This window comes from Leucobacter sp. USHLN154 (genome assembly GCF_037145595.1).
Taxonomy (GTDB): Bacteria; Actinomycetota; Actinomycetes; order Actinomycetales; family Microbacteriaceae; genus Leucobacter; species Leucobacter alluvii.
The window spans coordinates 124,500-140,977 of the sequence record NZ_JBBCXF010000002.1; the positions used below are offsets into that span (position 1 = coordinate 124,500).

Below are 16,478 nucleotides of genomic sequence, written 5' to 3' on the forward strand. Positions count from 1 at the left end.
GAGAAACGGACGGCGCCGACCTTCGTCCACGAGCTACGAGGCGGAACCGCCCCTCCCCCGCCTTCCGGTAGTGTTGCGGTGCGAAACGAAGCCGACAACACGAATAGCGGTGCACTCACCATGACAGCGCAGGCCCCGCCCCAGCAGAAGCCGGGCCGGCTCGATACTCCGCGATATCGCGACGACATCGACGGTCTGCGCGCCGTCGCCGTGCTGCTCGTCGTCGTGTACCACGTCTGGCTCGGCCGGGTCTCGGGCGGGGTCGACGCGTTCCTGATGATCTCGGCGTTCCTGCTCACCGGCTCGCTGATGCGTCGGCTGGAGACGACGGGCCGAGTGCGGGTGGTGACGCAGTGGGTCCGCAATTTCAAGCGCATGCTCCCGGCGGCGGCGATCACGATCATCGCGACCGTGCTCGTCGGCCTCCTCGTGCTGCCGACGTCGGCTCACGACTCCCTCTGGCAGCACGCGCGAGCGTCAGTGCTCTACTTCGAGAACTGGTTGCTCGCCGCTGAATCCGTCGACTACTACGCCGATACGTCGCTCGCGAGCCCACTGCAGCACTTCTGGTCGCTGTCGGTGCAGGGCCAGGTCTTCATCGTCTGGCCGGTGCTGTTCCTGCTCATCGCAGTGATCGCGCGGGTGCTGCGCGGCCGCGTCCGACCCCGGGTCGTCGCCTTCTCGGTGTTCGGCCTCGTATTCGCCGCTTCGCTCACCTACTCCGTGATCACGACGGCGACCGAGCAGGCCTTCGCGTATTTCAACACCGGCGCGCGGCTCTGGGAGTTCGCGCTCGGCTCGATCCTCGCGCTCGTGCTGCACCGCCTCCGCTTCGGAGTCATCGTTCGCGCCGTCCTCGGCTGGGCTGGCCTCGCCGCGCTCGTCGCATGCGGCATGGTGCTCGACGTGCAATCGGGTTTCCCCGGCTATCTCGCGCTCTGGCCGGTCCTGAGCGTAGCTGCGGTGATCGTTTCCGGCAACGGTGAGGATCGGCGCTACGGTCCGGCGATGTTCCTCGAAACCGGCCCCGTGCTCGCACTCGGCAAGAGCTCGTATGCGCTGTACCTGGTGCACTGGCCGATCCTCGTCTTCGTGCTCGTCGCCCGTCAGGGAGAGCCGCTGAACTTCGTCGAGGGCTTGATCATCATCCTGCTCTCCATCGGCCTGGCGAACGTGCTCACACGGCTGGTCGACGCCCCGCTCCGTCGCATCGCGTGGCTCGATCGCTCGAATTGGCGGGGCATCGGGGTCATCGCGGTCTCGGTCGCCCTGGTCCTCGGGCCGGTGACGGGCCTGCAGGTGCAGGCAGAGCGCGCCGCCGCCGCCGAGCTCAGGGCGCTGGAGCAGGCGACGGAACGAGCACTCACCCTGCGCAATCCCGGCGCGGCCGTGCTGTTCGACAGTCGGGCGGACACCGACGCCGCAGGTGCGCAGACCGTCACCGCTCCCCGCCGCCCGCTCCCCGCAGAACTCAAGTATCAGTGGGGCACGCTCGCGCACGACTGCTCCGACGGCAGCCTGGTACCGCTCCCCGACAGCGTCGAGGTCTGCTTCGACAATGGCGTCGACGCCTCCGAGGCGGAACGCACCGTCGTCGTCATCGGCAACTCCCACGCGCAGCAGATGCTCGAGCCGATCGAGCAGATCGCCGACGAGCAGAATTGGCAGGCGATCTCCTTCCTCTACGCCGCGTGCGCGTTCGGCATCCGAGACGTCGATGAGAGCCGAGGGATCTTCTACAGCCAGGAGTGCCGGGATTGGAACGAGGACGTGCTCGACGTCATCGAAGACCTCGACCCCGACGTCGTGATCACCATCGGAACGGAGACGGCCCCGGCCGACACGGACAGCCCGGCGAACGCTGGCAAGCGGGAGCGAACCCTCGACGGAGCGGAGCGCTCACTGGAACGACTCGATGAGGCCGGCATCCCCGTCGTACTGATCCGCGACAATCCGCGCTTCGCTTTCGACTCCTACCAGTGCGCCGAGCAGGCCGAGCACCTCGCGGTGGACTGCTCCGTCACTCAGCGTCAAGCACTGGCCGCCACCAACCCCGCCGAGTCGCTGGTGGGCGCGAATGTCGCCACGATCGACCTCAGCGAGTACTACTGCCCGGATCGCATCTGCCCCGCGGTGATCGGCAACGTCAACGTGTACACCGACGACAATCACCTCAGTCTCGTCTACGCCGCCTCGCTCGCCCCAGTGCTCGGCCAGCAACTCCTCGACGCGCTCGACGGATTCAGCCGCTGGCGATAACGCCCGCGTGCGACGGCGCCGAGATAGGAGGCGTCGCGATTGCCCGCGCTCGAGCCGGCGGAAACGGCGGCTACGGACGCGTCTCGAGACGGTACAGGAACGCGGCCATGGCCTCGCGCGAGACACCGGCCTGGTCCTTGTACAGCGGCTTCCCGCTCGGCTGGCGCGTGCCCGTGGAGAGGCCGGAGCTGTGCATCCAGGCGATCTCGCGATAGAACTTGTGGGACGGCGCGACGTCGGCGAACGGCGACACCGACGGCGCCGAGACGCCCTTCGGGGACTCCAGACGGTACAAGAACGCCGCCATGGCTTCGCGTGACACCGACGACTGGGGTGCGAAGGCACGACCTGATCCGGATCGGATGCCGGTCGAGAGACCCGAATCGTACATCCACGCGATCTCACGGTAGAACTTGTGCGAGGTGGGCACGTCGATGAACGGCGAGGTCTTCGGGGCCGCGTACGTCTTCGGAGCGCTGAGTCTGAAGAGGAAGGCCGCCATCGCCTCACGCGACACTTCGTCGTTCGCCAAGTACTTCGGTTTGCCGGTCGCCTGCTTCACACCGGTGGACATGCCGGACGTGTGCATCCAGGCGATCTCGCGGTAGAACTTGTGCGTGGTCGACACATCGGCGAAGGGCGAGGCGGGCGGCAGCGGAGGCGTGCCGGGCACCTTGATCATCGACGACGTGCGCACCACGGTCGTGTACCCGTGCTTCTTCCCGGTCACCGAGACGGAGATCCGCCTGCCGATGTCTCCGTTCGAGAGCTTGTACGTCGCCTGTGTCGCCCCGGAGATCGGAGTGCCGTTGCGGTTCCACTGGTACGCCAGCTGCACCGGGCTCGGCCCCCAGGCGCCCGTGTCGGCGCGAAGGCTCGAGCCGGACTTCGCCGTTCCCGCCACCTTCGGCGTGATCGCCGTGAGTTGTCCGGGCGCTACGGTGGTTGCCGACGAAGCGGTCACCGCCCGGGCATACCCGAACTTGCTGCTCGTCACTCTGAACGCGATCTGCTTGCCAGCATCGTCGGGCGTGAGCGTGTAGGTGAGCGACGTCGCCTGCGGGATCGCAGTGCCGTTCCGCAGCCACTGGTGCTTCTGCTGCACCGGTTTCGGTTGCGCAGCGGGAACCTTCGCACTGAGCTTCTCGCCGACGCGCGCGGTTCCGGCGACGCTCGGGCCGGCGCCCACACTCAGGCGCCTCACGCTGACCGCACGAGGGTGGGCCGCGACAGACCAACCTCCCGCCGACTGGCCCATGCTCTGCAACTGCAACTTCGACGGCGCGAACCCGGATCCCGTGCTGAGTGAGACCCGCAGTCCGCCGGTGTCGAAGGCGACGACGTCGGCCTTGCCGTCGCCGTTGACGTCCGCGAGCATGCGCGGCTGCTTGTCGGAGCTCCAGGAGGACGACGCGAATTCACCCGTCCACTGCTGGATCGCTCCGAAACTCGAGCCCGTGTTGAGCGACACGACCACCTCATTTTGCGCGAAACCCACGAGATCCGTTCGGCCATCCCCGTTGACGTCCGCGAAGACCCTGGCGTTCCGTCCTGTGAGCCACGACGCGCTGATCCCGTACCCGCTTCGCCAGAGCACCGGCGACTTCAGACCGCTTCCCGTGTTCACCGAGACGTAGACGCCGTCACCTGCGAACCCGACCACGTCAGGGCGCCCGTCACCGTTAACGTCCACGAGCGTTCTCGGCGTCTGGCTCGGCGACCAGCCCGTCTGGCTCCCGAAGTACGTGCTCCACCGCTGGGCCGTCGCGAAACCGTTGCCGGTGCTCAGGGCGACAAACACCCCGCCATCGTTGATGCCGACGACGTCAGCGCGGCCGTCGCCGTTCATGTCTTCGAGCCATCGCGGGTTCTCGTCGACCGCCCACCCCTTGTCGGTGCCGAAGCCCGCGTACCATCGCGAAGCCGGCTTGAAGCCCTTCCCGGTGCCCACCGCGACGTACACGCCATCGGTCGCGAACCCGACCACGTCGGGGATGCCGTCGCCCGTGACATCGGCCAGGGTTCGCGGATGCGCCTTCACCGACCATCCGGCTGCCGTGCCGAACCCGGCGAGCCACACCTTGGGTGTCGAGAAGCCCGAACCCGTGCTCGTCGACACGGTGACGCCCGCCTTCGCGAAGCCGACCACGTCGGCCTTGCCGTCGCCGTTCACGTCGACGAGGGTGCGCGGGTGCGACGCCGTGTTCCAACCGTCCGCTGTGCCGAACCCGGCGACCCAGAGCTTGTCCGGCGCAAAGCCCGTCGCCGTGCGTGCGGAGACGTAGACGCCCTTCCCGCCGAAGCCGACAGCATCGGGCAGGCCGTCGCCCGTGACATCGGAGTTCCACGGAAGCAACTGCTGCGAATCGTCGAGGCCATCGCCGTCCAGGTCGGGCATCATCACCGCTGCGGTGGCGCTCGATTTCGCCGCCGAGGGTCGGTAGCGCGCTCGGGTGCCCGTCACCTCCACGGAGATCTTCGCGCCGTGGTCGGCGATCTTCGGGCGATACGTCTTGCTGGTCGCACCTGCGATCACCTTGCCATTGCGCAGCCACCGGTACGTGTAACTCGTCGCAGCCGGTGACCATCCCGATGCCGAGGCGGTGAGGGTGCCGTTGACCATCGGCACCCCGCTGATCGTCGCCTTCCCCGTCTTCGAGAACGGCGTGTACAGGTCTTTGATGTGGATGTAGCCCTGGAACTGACTCGGGTGCACGACTCGCATGTTGTACGAGCCGCCCCAGCCGTAGTTGTACTCTTCGATCACGATGTTGCCGTCGCTCAGCACGTCGGCCACCCAGGCCACGTGACCGAATTCGGAGGCGTCGCGATAGTACGCGCCGCTCCACGCGACCGCACCCACTTCGGGGGTCGTGTCGACCGGGATGCCGACCTTTCGCGCGGAATCTCCCCACTCGCCCGCGTTGCCCCAGGCCCACAGGCCCATGTACTGATTCGAGAACGGCACTCCGTTCGCCGAATTCAGGCGCCACGCGACGAACGAGGTGCACTGCCGGTAGGCGAAGTTCCACTCGTCCCAGATGTAGCGCGGATCGTTCGGCCAGGGAAGGTTTCGGTACTTCGCCGGATAGTTGTCGCCGATCAGCGCGCGTGCCGAGAGGCTGTGCGCATCGAGTGAGGTCTCGCGTTCCATCGCCGGGTGATCCTCCGGCCACGGGGAGTCGGAGGCGATGCCGCCGTTCGCGCCACGGGGGCCCTCTCCATCCGCTTGCGCGCCCGCTGCCTCATCGGCGCCGTCAGCACCCGCCGTGCTGCTTCCGTCCGCGCCGACTCCCGATGCCGTCGCGTCGGCGTTCGCACCGATGCCCGCGGTCGCGTCCGCGGCAGCACCCGTGTCCGCGTCACCCGTCGCGGCAGCATCGGCGTCGCTCGTCGCGCCAGCACCCGCACCGGATCCGCCGTCGGAGCCCCCCGCAGCACTGACATCGGCTGCGGAGGCATCACCGGCAGCATCGGCTGCGGTCTCACCCCCGGGCGGGGTCTGCGTGGTCGGATCGACGTCGACCGAGGCGTCGGCCTCGGTGCGTGCGGCCCCCGTCCCGACCGCCTCGGCGGGGGCCGCCGGGGTCACCGCGGGCAGCGAGAGCATCATGGCAGCGGCGAGTGCCAACACCGAGGTGCGCCGAAACCGCGCGATGCGCGTCCCGCGCTGTGCAGACCGAACGGCACTCCCCATCGTCGCCTCCTGACGAGAGGCGCACCGCCTAGGCCGCCCCAGCGCCGGGACCCCACCCGGCAGGAGATAAATGTAGCATCCGCTGCATGCAGGGCATCACCCCGAAACCGTTACGCGCGATCCCCGGGAAGCCCTCGGCTGATCAGGCGCCTGAACAGCACGCGCTTCACTCCCGCGGGCAGCAGGCGGTACGCGCCCTTCATCGCGACGTTGCGCGCGTACTGCGGCACGGTCACGAAGCCCATGCGCAACAGCTCCCGCTGCAACTTCCACTCGGTGCGGGCTTCGCGCCACCCGCCGCGGCGCGCGAACGAGCCGGAGCCGACGCGATACCGCAGCAGCGGCTCCGCGATGTTCTCGACGCGCGCCCCCGAGTCGATGAGGCGCACACCGAGCCAATAGTCTTCCATTCGCCCGAAGGGCTCGTACCGACCGATCCGCTCCAGCGCGGAGACGCGGTACATCATCGTCGGGTGGTTGAACGGGTTGTGGGTGCGCGCGTGCTCCCGGATGCGGGCGGCACCGACGGGCGGGGTGCGGACGGAGGCCGGGCGATCCGGATCGGACTCGAACTCCGCCATCCCCGTGCCCACCAGGTCGAATCCCGCCTCGATCAGCTCCCACTGCCGGGCGAAGCGCTCGGGCACGGAGACGTCGTCGGCGTCCATGCGGGCGATGACCGGATGACTGACGGCGTCGAGCCCGCGATTGAGCGCTTCGGCCAGGCCGAGGTTCTCGGGGAGGCGCACGAGCCGAACGGGAATGGGGCTCTCGGCCACGATGCGGTCGAGTTCGGCCGCGAGCGCATCGGGCACCGGCCCGTCTTGCACGATCACGGCCTCGGCCGGACTCAGCGTCTGCTCCCCCACCGAGCTTCGGAACGCGGTTCGCACGAATGCGGGATCGTCACCGGCGTACACCGGGAGGAGCAGGGAGAAATCGGCGGTCGGCACGACGCCAGCCTAGCGCGCGGCGTTCACCGGGCCCCTGGCCCCGGGCCCTGCCCCTTGCTCCTCCTGCTCCCCTTGCTCCCTTCCCTCCACCCCCGTGAGCGGTCAGTAAGGTGCACCAAACCCGCGGATCGTGCACTTTACTGACCGCTCACGCGGGGCGCGGGTGCACGGGCTCCGACAACCGCACGGGAAGGGAAGGGCAGGGCAGGGCAGCGCGTTTGCTTCGCTCACAGGGGCCCGCGAACGCCTTGGGCGCCGTGTTCTTCAGAGATCGAGCACTACTCCTGATTGAGCGAACACCGAACGGCAGACTGAATGCATGGCACGGCCCCACGCACCGCTTCCCGGGTGTTTGGGGGCGACGTTCACCACCTCGGAAGCGCGCGCTGCCGGTGTCTCGTCGCGGCGTCTGGCCGGTCCCGATATCGAACGAGTCGTGCGCGGCGTGTACCGCCGCATCGACTTCGGTGCGGGCGATGCATCAGACCTCCATCCTGCGGAGCGCTGGCGCCAGCTGCAGTTCACGAAAGCTTGCGCAATGTTGAGGGCGCTTTCCCACGGCCAGTACTTCAGTCACGCCACCGCTGCCGTGATCCTCGGGCTGCCCGTGCCGCACCGTGCGGACAACGACATCGATGCGGCCTGCAGCGCCGACCGGTGGGTGTCGCGGGCCCCCGGGGTGCGCAGTCATCGTCTCGCGCCGGGCCTCGTGCGCGTGGGTATCGCTCGCGGCCTTCCGACCGCGTCGCCCGCAGACGTCTGGGCAATGCTCGGCGACGAGCTTTCGCTCCCCGACCTCGTCGCCCTCGGCGACGCCGTGATCCGCCGCCCGCGCATTCCCGGAACGCAGCGGCTCGAGCGTGCACCGCTCGCGACGCTCGCCGACCTCGAGGCGGTGATCACCGCGATGCGCCGCCGCGGCAACGCGGCACTGCGCCAGGCGCTTCCGCTCCTGGTGACCGGCAGCGCCTCAGCCCCCGAGAGCCACCTGCGCCTCAAGCTGCACGAGTGGGGCCTGCCGCAACCCGAGCTCGACGTCGACGTGTACAACGCGGCCGGTCGCCTACTCGGCGCCAGCGAACTCGCGTATCCGCAGTACAAGATCGCCCTCGAATACGAGGGGTCGCACCATCGCGTGCACGCAGCGCAGTGGAACCGCGATATCGACAAGTACCACGCGTATGAGAGCGCGGGTTGGCGGGCGATCCGAATCACGGGATCGCTGCAGTACGGTCGCGCGCTCGTGCTCCGTTCGCGCGTGGAATCGGCGCTGCGCGACCGCGGTTGGACCCCAATGACGCGCGACCGGTCAGTAACGTGCACCAAACCCGCGAATAGTGCACGTTACTGACCGCTCACCGGCGGCACGAGGCGCCCGGGCGAAAGTGACCGCTCACGGGGGCGCGACGCGGCTTACGCCCCGGCGCGCTCGGCGCGGAGACGAGCGATCTCGTAGAGCGAGACGCTCGCGGCGATGCCCGCGTTCAACGATTCGGTTGCCGACGAGATCGGGATCGACACGACCGCGTCGCACGTCTCGGTGACCAGACGGGAGAGCCCCTTGCCTTCGCTGCCGACCACGACGACGACCGGGCGATCCGCCAGCTCGAGACCGGGCAGCGACACCTCGCCGTCACCATCGAGCCCGACGACGAACACGCCCTGCTTCTTGAACTCCTTGAGCGTCTGCGTCAGGTTCGACGCCATCGCGACGGGCACGCGCGCTGCCGCGCCGGCCGACGTCTTCCACGCCGCCGAGTTCAGACTCGCCGAACGCCGCTGCGGCACGATGACCGCGTGTCCGCCGAACGCGGCGACCGAACGAATGATGGCACCGAGGTTGCGGGGGTCGGTCACACCGTCGAGGGCGACGAACAGCGGTGTCTCGCCGCGATCGATCACCTCGTCGAGCACCTCCATCGGGTGCGCGTGCTCCAGCGGCGGCACCTTGAGCACGACGCCCTGGTGCACGGTGTCGCGCTCGACCATGCGGTCCATCTCGGGGCGCATGATCTCGAGCACGGCGAGGCCGCGGTTCGTCGCGTTGCGCAGGATCTCGCGCATGCGATCGTCCATCTCGACGCGCGCCGCGATGTAGAGCGTGGTGGCAGGAATCTTCGCCCGCAGCGCCTCGAGCACGGCGTTGCGGCCGGTGACGAGTTCGCTCTCGTCCTTCTTGTTGCGGCCACCGCGCTCGGCCGGGCGGCCGGTGCGCTCGGTGTACCGGGCCTTCGCGGCGTCGTAGCGCTCGCGGGCCTTCTTCTCTTTGTACTTGGCGTGGTACTCGCGGTCTTCGGCGCGCGGCGTGGGGCCGCGACCCTCGAGCGCCTGGCGCCCTTGACCACCCGAACCGACGGCCTTGCCGAGGCCCTTCTTGCGTACGGCGCCAGTGCGGCTCTTCTTATTCGTCATGTCAGGCTCCAGCGGGGTCCGTTCGGGGTGTCTTCGAGCGCGATGCCGGCTGACAGCAACCGGTCGCGGATCGCGTCGCTCGTAGCGAAGTCTTTATCGGCGCGCGCCCGGGTGCGCTGTGCGAGGAGGTCATCGACCAGGGTGCCGAGTGCGGACTCGGCGTTGCTCGTGTCGGCGTTGCTCGCAGCCCAGTGCGGGTCGCGCGGATGCAAGCCGAGAACGTCAAGCATACGCGAGACTTCGCCGCCGTGGTGTGCCGCGAGCTGAGCATCGCCCTCCGCCAGCGCCGAGTTGCCGGCGCGCACCGCGTCATGCACTGCGGCGAGGGCCTGCGGGATCGCGAAGTCGTCGAGCATCGCAGCGACGAACGCAGCGGGAAGGCGGTCGGCGGCGCTGCCCGCGTCGGAGTCCCCGGTCGTCGTGTCGAAGCCGGGCAGCTCCGCCACCCGCTCGAGGAATCCTTCGATGCGCGAGAACGCCGTTTCGGCTTCGGCGAGTGACGTCTCCGAGAATTCGAGCACCGAGCGATAATGCGCCGAGCCGAGGAAATAGCGCAGCACGATGGGGCGCGCCTGCGCGAGCAGGTCTTCGGCGAACAGCGAGTTGCCGAGCGACTTCGACATCTTCTGGCCGCCCGTGTTCACGAGGCCGTTGTGAATCCAGTGCCGCGCGAAGGGGTGGCCCGCTGCCTGCGACTGCGCGAGCTCGTTCTCGTGATGCGGGAAGCGCAGGTCGAGCCCGCCGCCGTGGATGTCGAACTCCTCACCCAGGTAGCGCGTCGCCATCGCCGAGCACTCGATGTGCCAGCCCGGCCGTCCGAAACCCCACGGCGACGGCCACGCCGCGGTCAATGGTTCGCCGTCGCGGTGCGCCTTCCACAGCGCGAAGTCCCGGGGGTCGCGCTTGCCGACCGGCTCGGAGTCTGCGGCGTCCTCCATCTGATCGCGCTGCTGCCGTGTGAGGGCGCCGTAGTCGGGCCAACTCGCCGTGTCGAAGTAGACGCTCGCAGAGCCGTCCGCTGCCGCGTATGCGTGACCGCGCTCGATCAGCAGCTCGATGAGCTCGACCATCTCGCGAATGTTGGCCGTCGCGCGCGGTTCGTAGGTGGGGGCCTGCACGCCGATCGCGTCGTACGCTGCGGAGAAGACCCGCTCAACGCGGTAGGCCAGCGCCCACCACTCCTCGCTCGAGCCCTGCTCCGCCTGTGCGAGCCGCGCATTGTCGAGAATCTTGTCGTCGATGTCGGTGACGTTGCGTATGAGGGTGACGTCGTGCCCGGTCGCGGCGAACCACCGCCGCATCTGGTCGTAGACCAGTGCGCTGCGGAGGTGCCCGATGTGGGGCGCGGACTGCACGGTCGGGCCGCACACGTAAAGACCGACCCTGCCGGCTTCGAGCGGGATGAAGTCGACGATCGCCTGCGCGCGCGAGTCGTAGATGCGTTGAGTCACGGGTATCAGCCTACCGCCGGTGCTCGCGAGCGGCCCGCTGCCGTCGCACGGCAGCCGTGTGCTGGGCCCGCCGTAGAAGCGACTGCGCCCCGCCCGGCGCAGAGCCGAACGGGGCACGGATGACCAACGGGTCTCAGTCGAGCGAGCCGCTGATGAAGTACTGGATCTGACGTGCGATACCGACGGCATGATCGCCGAAGCGCTCGTGATACCGGCTCGCGAGCGTCGAATCGACCACGTTCGCCGGGGTCTCGGCGAGGTTGTCGCTGAGCACCTTCTCGAACACCTTCGCGTGGAGCTCGTCGAGATCATCGTCCAGGTCGCGCACCTCGGCGATGATGCGGGGCTCCTGCGTGCGCAGCAGATCGACGATCTTCCTCGCCATCTCCACATCGAGCGCTCCCATGCGGGCGAACGTCTTGGTGAGCCCCGCGGGGATCGCGCTCTCGGGGTACCGGTAGCGGGCGAGCTGGGCGATGTGCTGCGCCAGGTCGGCCATGCGCTCGAGCGACGCGCTCATGCGCAACGACCCCACCATCAGGCGCAGATCGGAGGCGACCGGCTGCTGGCGGGCCAGGATGTCGATGGTCAGCTGATCGAGCTCGGCGGCCAGGATCTCGATCTCGTCGACGCGGTCGATGACCTTCTCGGCGATCGCGACGTCCGAGCTGCCGAAGGCGGTAGTCGCCTCGGTGATGGCCTGCTCGACCAGTTCGGCGATCAGTACCAGGCGATCTTGCACATCGCGAAGCGACTGCTGAAAGACCTCACGCATGGGGTTTCCTCTCTGTCTGCGCAGACGCGCAACCTCAACCAGTTTGGGCGGGACCGATGAACCACGGCGCACCAACAGGTAAACAACAGTTGAACTCTGGGGTCCCGACTCTGTGCGCGCATCTACGATGAGAGACATGGACCCGACCCTGCTCGTACTCGCTGCGACAGCACTCGGCATACTCATCGGCGTAGGCACCACCCTAGCAATCGTGGGGGCTCGCGCGGCAGGGGTTCGGCGGGCCAAGGAGATGCGGCCGGAACTGCCGGAGGTGGCGACCGCGATCCTCGACGAAGTCGACACCTTCGCCGTGGTACTCGACTCGGCCCTCGCGCCGGTCTACGTCAACCCGGTCGCCCGCCAGGAGCGGCACCTGAGCGACGACGAGCTGATGGACACCGAGTTCCTCGCTCGCGTGCGCCGGGTGATGTCGTCGGGCATCCCCGACACGCACGATCCCGACCCCAGCGATCCGTCGGACACCGTGCGCATCCACATCGTGCGCCTGCAGCAGCGCTTCGTGGTGATCCTCGCCGAGGACATGGGCGAGGAGCAGCGCGTCAACGCGATGCGCCGCGATTTCATCGCGAACGTGAGTCACGAACTGAAGACGCCGATCGCGGCGATCGGGCTCCTCTCCGAAGCGGTGCAGGAGGCCGCCGACGAGCCGGTGCTGGTGCGAGACTTCGCGAAGAGCCTGGTGAAGGAGTCCCGCCGGCTCGGCGAGCTCTCCCGCGACATCATCCAGCTCTCCGAAGCCCAGTCGACGTTGCGTCCGGAGGATCGCGAGTCGGTCTCGTTGATCGACCTCGTGCGCGCGGAGGTCGAGACCCACCGCGCCTTCGCGGAGCAGCACCGGGTAGACCTCGTCATCACGGCGGACAACTCGAAGGACCGCGATGCGGTGATCCTCGGCCGCCCGACCTCGCTCAGCTCGGCCGTCGCCAATCTGCTCAGCAACGCCATTCGGCACTCCCCCGAGGGCGGACGCGTCGGCGTCGGCATGGCACGGGAGAAGAACCGCTTCGTCGTCACGGTGACCGACCAGGGCGAGGGCATCCCGTCAGAGCACCTCCCCCGCATCTTCGAACGCTTCTACCGGGTCGACGGGGCGCGCACCCGCGTCGACGGCGGCACGGGTCTGGGCCTCAGCATCGCGCGGCACACCATGCGGGCGCACGGTGGCGACGTCGACGTGTGGTCGCAGCAGGGCGTCGGATCGAGCTTCACGCTGACCTTCCCGCTGCAGCTCGAGAACGATCCGACGAAGAGCGCGAAGCGCGTCAAGAAGGCGAAGCGCGCGTTCAAGACGGCCGTGCGCGCGAACGAGGCGGCTCGCACCATTCCACCGGTTCCCACGGAGCCGGACCATGAGAAGGGACCACAGTAGTGGCACAACACATCCTGCTCGTCGAAGACGAGGAGTCGATCTCCCGGCCGCTCTCCTTCTTGCTCGAGCGCGAGGGATACCGGGTCACGGTCGTCGACGACGGCGCCGAAGCGGTCACGACCTTCGCAGCCGCACAGCCCGACCTCGTGCTGCTCGACCTGATGCTGCCCAGCCTGCCCGGCACGGAAGTCTGCCGCGCGATCCGCCAGACCTCGCAGGTGCCGGTGATCATGCTCACCGCGAAAGACAGCGAGATCGACATCGTGGTGGGCCTCGAGCTCGGCGCCGACGACTACATCACGAAGCCGTACTCGACCCGCGAGCTGCTCGCCCGCGTGCGGGCGGCGTTGCGGCGCTCGGGATCCGCCGAAGAGGAACGCGTCGACGACTTCGACGCCCTCGTACTCGACGAGCTCGGCGTGCGCCTCGACTCGGAGCGGCACGCGGTCGCCGTGCGCGGCGAGGAGATCTCGATGCCGTTGCGCGAATTCGAACTGCTCGAGATGCTCATGCGTCACGCCGGTCGCGTACTCACCCGCGGTCAGCTCATCGACCGCGTCTGGGGCAGCAACTACTACGGCGACACGAAGACCCTCGACGTGCACATCAAGCGCATCCGCGCCCGGATCGAGGAGGAGCCCTCGAAGCCGAAGCTCATCTCCACCGTGCGCGGGGTCGGGTACCGCTTCGGGTAGCGGGCGACGCAGGCGCGCGACGCATGAGAAAGCCCCCGCGATCCTGACGGATCCGGGGGCTTCTTCGAACGACGGCTCGGAGTCGGTCGACTCAGCGCCGGTCTACTCGGAGTCGGTCTCCCCGGCAGCGGCTTCCTCGTCGGTCACATCGTCGCCGGTCTTCGACTGATCAGCGATCTCGTCGGCCTCGGTGATCTTCTCGCCCACGGTGCTGTCTTCACTCTTGCTCGCGGTGAAGTCTGCCGGGAGTACGTACTTGCGGTACTCCTCGAGCGTGCCGTCCAGCACGGGCACCTTGTAGGGAACCTCAGCGGCGCCCGCGACCTGGAAGTACGCCTCGATCGTCGCGCCGACCTCGAGCCCGTCGATGGACACGAGCACGGGGGTCTCCTCGCCCTCGGGATCACCGAAGAGCGTGTTGCCCGTCGGCACCTCGAAATCGGCGCTCGCCTGCTGCGATCCGGAGCCCATGAACGTGATCGTGAGATCCTGCGGCTCGCCGCTGCGGTTCACCGCGCCGAAGACCACGTTGAAGTTGTCGCCCGACTCGTCCGCGACGAGCATGATGTTGCGCACATCGACGGGGCCCGCATCGACGTTGACTCCGTCGCTCGGACCGTAAGGGGTTGCGGTGGCGATCGGAGCGACGAGGCTGCAGCCGGTCGCGCCGAGCACGATGGCCGCCGCAACAGCGACGGTCGAGGCGATCCGAGTCTTCAAGGTGGTCCTCCGAGCCGTATGGTGATCCGCGATGTGCGCGCTGAATCACAAGCGCACAGTTGAGATCATCTTATCGGCGGCATCGCCGGCCTGCAGCTTAGGCTCTCCTAACTTCAGCGGCGCGCTGTGATATTCTGGACCCGGATCGTGAAGGAGCCGTTCGATGCAATTCGAGGTCGGAGAAACCGTCGTGTACCCCCACCACGGTGCTGCGAGAATCATCGATGTCAAGCAGCGCAAGATCGGTGGCCGAGAGCAGACGTTCTTGAAGCTGCGGGTCAGCGAAGACAATCTCACGATCGAGGTTCCCGCGGAGAACTGCGAGCTCGTCGGCGTCCGCGACGTCATCGACCGAGCGGGACTCGAGCGGGTGTTCGACGTTCTTCGCGCTCCCTTCACCGAGGAGCCGACGAACTGGTCGAGGCGCTACAAGGCGAACCTCGAGAAGCTCGCGTCGGGCGACGTGCTCAAGGTGTCGGAGGTGGTGCGCGACCTGTGGCGCCGCGACCGCGACATCCGCGCGCTCTCCGCGGGCGAGAAGCGTATGCTCGCCAAGGCGCGCCAGATTCTCGTCTCCGAGATCGCGCTCGCCGAGAAGACCGACGAGCTGCAGGCCGGCTCGCTCGTCGACGAGGTACTCGCCTCTTAGGCCTCGCCGCCTTCCCTCCGGCCGAGCAGGGCCGAGCCCGTCACCCCGAGCGCTACGCCTCGGGTCTCCGCGCGAGTAGCCTGGGCGCATGAGCAGCTCAGCTTTTCTCACCGAAGCGGACGACGCCGTTCCGCACCCGCTCGCGACACTGGGGGTCGTACTCGTCGGTGCGGGCAGCGGGCAGCGCCTCGGCGCGGCGCAGCCGAAGGCGTTCTTCGAGTTGCACGGCCGCCCGCTGATCGAGTTCGGGATCGGCGTCGTCACCTCGCTTCCGCACGCCGGGCACCTCGTGGTCGTGGTACCGGAGACTCATGCGGCCCAGACGCTCGATCTCGTTGAGCAGGTGCTGCCCGATCGCTCCCGGTGGGAGGTGTCCGTGGTCCCCGGCGGCCGGGAGCGCTACGAATCCGTGCGATTCGGCCTCGACGCACTGCCCGAATCGATCGACACGGTACTCGTGCACGATGCGGCGCGTCCGTTCGCCAGCGTCGGCCTGTTCGAGCGCGTGATCGCCGAAGTGCGGGCGACGGGCGACGGCATCGTGCCGGCGCTCCGCGTCACCGACACTTTGAAGCGGGTCGATGCCGACGGCATCGTCCACGAGACGGTGGATCGCGATGCGCTCGTCGGGGTGCAGACTCCGCAGGGGTTCCCGCGCGAGGTACTGGCTGCAGCGTACGCCGATGCCGAGCTGCAGAGCGATCCCCCGACGGATGATGCGGCCGTGGTACAGCGCGGCGGCGGACGGGTGCGGACGGTGCCGGGCGAGCTGCGCGCTCACAAGCTCACGACGCCCGATGACATCGCGATCCTCGAGCATTTTCTGGCGGCGAACATCGCGGGGCTGGAGACTGAGCAGTGATTCGCGTCGGCACGGGATTCGACGTGCACGCGTACGCCGACGCCGACGCCGAGGCTGCAGCGGACGGCCAGAGCCGCGCCGAACCCGTGCTGCGACTCGCAGGCCTCGATTGGCCGGGCGAGCCGGAGCTCGCGGGCCACAGCGACGGCGACGCGGTCTGCCACGCGGTGGTCGACGCCCTGCTGTCGGCTGCCGGCCTCGGTGATATCGGCGGGCTGGTCGGAGTCGACGAGCCGGGCACGGCCGGGGCGGCGAGCACGGGATTCGTGACGACGGCCCTCGAACGGCTCGCGTCGAACGGCTGGTCGCCGGTGAACGTGTCCGTGCAGATCGTCGGCAATCGGCCGCGGTTCGCACCACGACGCGACGAGGCTCAGCTCGTGATGTCGGAGCTCGTCGGGGCTCCCGTCACCCTCTCCGCAACGACCACCGATCACCTCGGCTTCACGGGCCGTGGCGAGGGCCTCGCGGTGATCGCGACGGCGCTCATCGCACGCGCCGACGCCTGAGCGCGAGCAGGCCGCGAGCCGCGGCCCTGCGCCTCGCTCCCCCATATGCCTGCCTGCGCTCTTGCCGACCCCCTGCGCGTTGTCGGGCCGGCGAGAGCGCGCTTCA

11 protein-coding genes and 1 pseudogene are annotated in these 16,478 nt (G+C 68.4%); 6 read left to right on the plus strand and 6 right to left on the minus strand.

What is annotated here, in order from left to right:
* The first annotated feature begins 120 nt into the window (after nucleotides 1-120).
* Nucleotides 121-2,259, plus strand: coding sequence for an acyltransferase family protein (locus tag WFH23_RS04660; RefSeq protein WP_336661739.1), 2,139 nt, complete (start codon nucleotides 121-123; stop codon nucleotides 2,257-2,259).
* A 70-nt stretch (nucleotides 2,260-2,329) separates the two neighbouring features.
* Here the strand turns inward: WFH23_RS04660 and WFH23_RS04665 are convergent, their stop codons facing one another.
* Together WFH23_RS04665 and WFH23_RS04670 are read right to left on the minus strand one after the other, a co-directional pair.
* Nucleotides 2,330-5,956, minus strand: a complete 3,627-nt coding sequence (locus tag WFH23_RS04665) for an FG-GAP-like repeat-containing protein (protein ID WP_336661740.1) — start codon at nucleotides 5,954-5,956, stop codon at nucleotides 2,330-2,332.
* 110 nt (nucleotides 5,957-6,066) lie between these two features.
* The gene (locus WFH23_RS04670; protein WP_336661741.1) at nucleotides 6,067-6,909 is read right to left on the minus strand and encodes a glycosyltransferase; all 843 of its coding nucleotides are present in this window, start codon (nucleotides 6,907-6,909) and stop codon (nucleotides 6,067-6,069) included.
* A 319-nt stretch (nucleotides 6,910-7,228) separates the two neighbouring features.
* On the opposite strand from WFH23_RS04670, the gene WFH23_RS04675 reads away from it, so the two are divergent.
* A complete protein-coding gene (locus tag WFH23_RS04675; protein ID WP_336661742.1) occupies nucleotides 7,229-8,260 on the plus strand; it encodes a hypothetical protein in 1,032 nt (343 codons plus the stop codon).
* A gap of 62 nt (nucleotides 8,261-8,322) precedes the next feature.
* Here WFH23_RS04675 and rlmB read toward each other — a convergent pair whose 3' ends face one another.
* From rlmB to phoU, 3 genes are all read right to left on the minus strand, one after another.
* Complete coding sequence (gene rlmB, locus WFH23_RS04680; protein WP_090151861.1) at nucleotides 8,323-9,321, minus strand: 23S rRNA (guanosine(2251)-2'-O)-methyltransferase RlmB; 999 nt, start codon at nucleotides 9,319-9,321, stop codon at nucleotides 8,323-8,325.
* Nucleotides 9,318-10,772, minus strand: a complete 1,455-nt coding sequence (gene cysS / locus WFH23_RS04685) for a cysteine--tRNA ligase (RefSeq protein WP_336661743.1) — start codon at nucleotides 10,770-10,772, stop codon at nucleotides 9,318-9,320. Before cysS ends, rlmB begins: the two co-directional genes overlap by 4 nt.
* A 133-nt stretch (nucleotides 10,773-10,905) precedes the next feature.
* The gene (phoU, locus tag WFH23_RS04690) at nucleotides 10,906-11,547 is read right to left on the minus strand and encodes a phosphate signaling complex protein PhoU (protein WP_090151867.1); all 642 of its coding nucleotides are present in this window, start codon (nucleotides 11,545-11,547) and stop codon (nucleotides 10,906-10,908) included.
* A 136-nt stretch (nucleotides 11,548-11,683) separates the two neighbouring features.
* On the opposite strand from phoU, the gene WFH23_RS04695 reads away from it, so the two are divergent.
* Both WFH23_RS04695 and WFH23_RS04700 read left to right on the plus strand, forming a co-directional pair.
* Nucleotides 11,684-12,937: an ATP-binding protein gene (locus WFH23_RS04695; protein WP_090151869.1), complete on the plus strand. Its 1,254-nt coding sequence runs from the start codon at nucleotides 11,684-11,686 to the stop codon at nucleotides 12,935-12,937.
* Nucleotides 12,937-13,632 carry a response regulator gene (locus WFH23_RS04700; RefSeq protein ID WP_090151872.1) on the plus strand — a complete coding sequence of 232 codons (696 nt, stop codon included), beginning with the start codon at nucleotides 12,937-12,939 and terminating at the stop codon, nucleotides 13,630-13,632. Before WFH23_RS04695 ends, WFH23_RS04700 begins: the two co-directional genes overlap by 1 nt.
* Before the next feature lie 102 nt (nucleotides 13,633-13,734).
* Here the strand turns inward: WFH23_RS04700 and WFH23_RS04705 are convergent, their stop codons facing one another.
* On the minus strand, nucleotides 13,735-14,352 hold the full coding sequence (locus tag WFH23_RS04705) for a DNA modification methylase (protein WP_336661744.1): 618 nt from the start codon (nucleotides 14,350-14,352) through the stop codon (nucleotides 13,735-13,737).
* A gap of 163 nt (nucleotides 14,353-14,515) precedes the next feature.
* Here WFH23_RS04705 and WFH23_RS04710 point away from each other — a divergent pair, with 163 nt between their 5' ends.
* Both WFH23_RS04710 and ispD read left to right on the plus strand, forming a co-directional pair.
* A complete protein-coding gene (locus WFH23_RS04710; RefSeq protein ID WP_090151879.1) occupies nucleotides 14,516-15,001 on the plus strand; it encodes a CarD family transcriptional regulator in 486 nt (161 codons plus the stop codon).
* A gap of 88 nt (nucleotides 15,002-15,089) precedes the next feature.
* Nucleotides 15,090-16,372: pseudogene (ispD, locus tag WFH23_RS14095) on the plus strand (2-C-methyl-D-erythritol 4-phosphate cytidylyltransferase).
* Nucleotides 16,373-16,478: the final 106 nt, after the last annotated feature.